General features: G+C 71.5%; 3 protein-coding genes. 2 read left to right on the forward strand and 1 reads right to left on the reverse strand.

Annotated features, from left to right (window positions below; genetic code table 11):
- A partial coding sequence (locus tag ABZW30_RS46795) for an XRE family transcriptional regulator (protein ID WP_355677460.1) occupies positions 1 to 458 on the forward strand: 458 nt, incomplete at its 5' end.
- A gap of 200 nt (positions 459 to 658) precedes the next feature.
- Here the strand turns inward: ABZW30_RS46795 and ABZW30_RS46800 are convergent.
- A complete protein-coding gene (locus ABZW30_RS46800) occupies positions 659 to 1,102 on the reverse strand; it encodes a MarR family transcriptional regulator (protein ID WP_355677461.1) in 444 nt (147 codons plus the stop codon).
- A 115-nt stretch (positions 1,103 to 1,217) separates the two neighbouring features.
- Between ABZW30_RS46800 and ABZW30_RS46805 the strand changes: the two genes are divergently transcribed.
- Positions 1,218 to 2,009, forward strand: a complete 792-nt coding sequence (locus ABZW30_RS46805; protein WP_355677462.1) for an alpha/beta fold hydrolase — start codon at positions 1,218 to 1,220, stop codon at positions 2,007 to 2,009.
- The last annotated feature ends 612 nt before the right edge of the window (positions 2,010 to 2,621 follow it).

The following is a 2,621-nucleotide window of genomic DNA, read 5'->3' on the forward strand; positions in this document are numbered from 1 at the left end:
CCCAGGCCGCCGGCGTCTCGGTGCGCACCGCGCAGCGCTGGGCCCGCGCCCTGACGGCCCTGGCCGAGGGCCGGATGACCGGCGACATCCCCATGACGAAGGCCAACGCGGCGAAGGTCGAGCGGGCGGTCCGTTCGGCCTGGCAGCCGCGGGTGAAGCAGCGGGTGCGTCGCCAGGCCGAGCAGCGCGGCTTCATGCTCCACATCCAGGCGACCTTCGGCTACAGCGCGGCCGGTGGCTCCACCGACGACCCCCGCCCCCGGATGATCACCCAGAAGATGCCCGGCGACGTGGCGCGGCGGCTGTACGAGGCCCGTGACGCCGGGGCCACCCAGGCCCGGCAGGAAGCGATCCTCGCCGAGGCCCTGCGGGACGAGTACTTCAAGGACGGCGGACGCCGCGCCCGCGGCCTCGACGTCGAGCTGAACGACGTCGCCTGGATGGACGTCGAGCTGTAGCACCACCGCCGGGCGGCCCCGTGTCGCCGGATTTGCGACTGAGCGGCCGAGTCGGCCTGTGAGCACGTGGGCCGGCCCACCCGAGGGCTGCAGTTGGCTTGTACCTACCGTGCTGGGCCACGCCGTCGTCGGCTTCGGCGCGAACCCGGTCGGCCGCTCCGGCGCCCGCACGCCCATCGCCGGCGGGGCCGGCCGCGGTGTCAGTCCTGCTCTGGTGCGAGCACCAGTTGACTCGATGCGCGGGCCAGCAGGTCGATCAGCAGGGTGCGTTCCTCGGGGCTGAAGCCGTCGGCGATCCGTCGTTCGATGGCGACGGCCTTGGCGTCGGCCTGCGCGAGCAGTCGGCGTCCGTCGTCGGTGAGGCGCACCTCGGCCACCTTGCGGTGCCAGGGATGCGGCTGGCGGGTGATCAGGCCCTTCGCCTCCAGGTTGGCGAGCACGGTGGCGATGGTCTGCGGGGTGACCAGGCAGGCGCGGGCGAGCGCGGCGGCGGATAGCCCCGGCTGGTCGTCGAGCGTGTACAGCGCGACGTACTGCGGAACCGTGAGCCCGAGCGGCCGGAGCGCCGCGTGCTTGGCCGCCATCAGCTCCTGCTCCACCCGCTTGATGTGCAGCCCGAGGCGTTCCGTGACCGGCATCTCCATGAAGGTGATCGTACGCCACCAGCTCGAACTCTGGCTTATGCCAGAACTCTGCTACATGACAGAACTCTGCTATCTTGGGGTGCGCCACTCAGCCACTCACTCATGGAGGCACCCCTTGGCCGGCCGCGAACCGCTTGATCACGTCATCGCCGGGTCCGGCCCGGGCCTGGTCCTGATCCACGGCACCGGCGCGGACGCGACCTCGAACTGGGGAGCCCTCATCGACGTGATGCGCGACCGGTACACCGTCGTCGCCCCCAACCTGCCCGGCGCCGGCACCACCCCCGTCGACCCCGCGCCGATCCACCTGGACTCACTCGCCGACCGGGTCGTCGCCACTGCCCGGGCCGCCGGACTGGAACGGTTCCACCTGGTCGGTCACTCGGTGGGTTCCGTCGTCGCCACGGCCGTGGCCGCCCGCCACCCTGCTGCCGTGACCTCGCTCGTCCTGCACGCCGGATGGGTCAGGACGAGCCCGCGCGAGGTGTTCATGTTCGACCTGTGGGCGCGCCTGCTGCGTACCGATCCGGCCCTACTGGCCCGCCAGTTGATCCTCACCGCGATGGGGCCCGGTCTCCTCGGCGCCCTCGACGACGCGCAGTTCGCCGAAATGGCCGCGGGTTTCACGGCCATGCTCGATGAGCGCATCCTCGGGCAGATAGAACTCGATACCCGGATCGACCTGCGTGACGCGGTGGGCCGGGTCACCGCGCCGACACTCGTGCTGGCGAGCGCCGACGATCGGATCATCCCGCCCCACCACCAACGCGAACTGGCCGCCGCCATCCACCGGGCCGACTACCTCCAGGTCCCCGGCGGCCACGGCCTGCCGTTCGAGGACCCGGCGCGGTTCTTCTCGATCATCACCGAGTACGTGGACAAGCGCCAGGCGCAGGGCCAGGCCTGAGGCAACGCGTCGAGGTGTTCCGCCGGTCTCACCGGAACGGCCGATGAGTCCTGCCCACGGGCGGGCGGCGCACTCGGGGAAGGGGGCCGAAGGGGCGTCGCCGATGCTGTCGGCGGGTCATGCTGTCCAGGGCCGGTTCACCGGCGGCGCTCCAGTGCTTGCTCGTCATCTCCCGGCCGGGAGGACCGGCGGCCGGGGGGGCGTCCTTCGGTGCCGTTCCCGCGTCGGCCGGGTGTGGTGGCGGTCTCCATGGCGGCCGTCCGGTGTTGACTCGGCGTGGTGGCGGCGGGCCGGTCGGTGATGTCGTCGGGGCCTGCATGGTGAGTGCGCTCACACGCGAATGCGGTGCACGACGACGGATAGCGGTGTCCGTTTTGTGCCACTTTGAGACTGTTTGGTGGGTGGTTGGAGGGTGTTTGCGCAGGCCAGGAGGGGTCGGCGGGGATCGGCGCGCTCCGGGTGGCCCGCTTCTCGCATCGGTGCCGGTCTCCTCGGCTACGACGGTGGATCGTGGTGAGGGGGTCTTGGCGGGGGTCGATCCGGTCTGGCACCTTGGCATTCGTCGTCAGTCACGCCGGCTTCTGTCCCGCCGGATGCGGCTAACCGCCGAGT

Origin of the sequence: Kitasatospora sp. NPDC004669 (assembly GCF_040609455.1) — a bacterium.
Lineage (GTDB): Bacteria > Actinomycetota > Actinomycetes > Streptomycetales > Streptomycetaceae > Kitasatospora.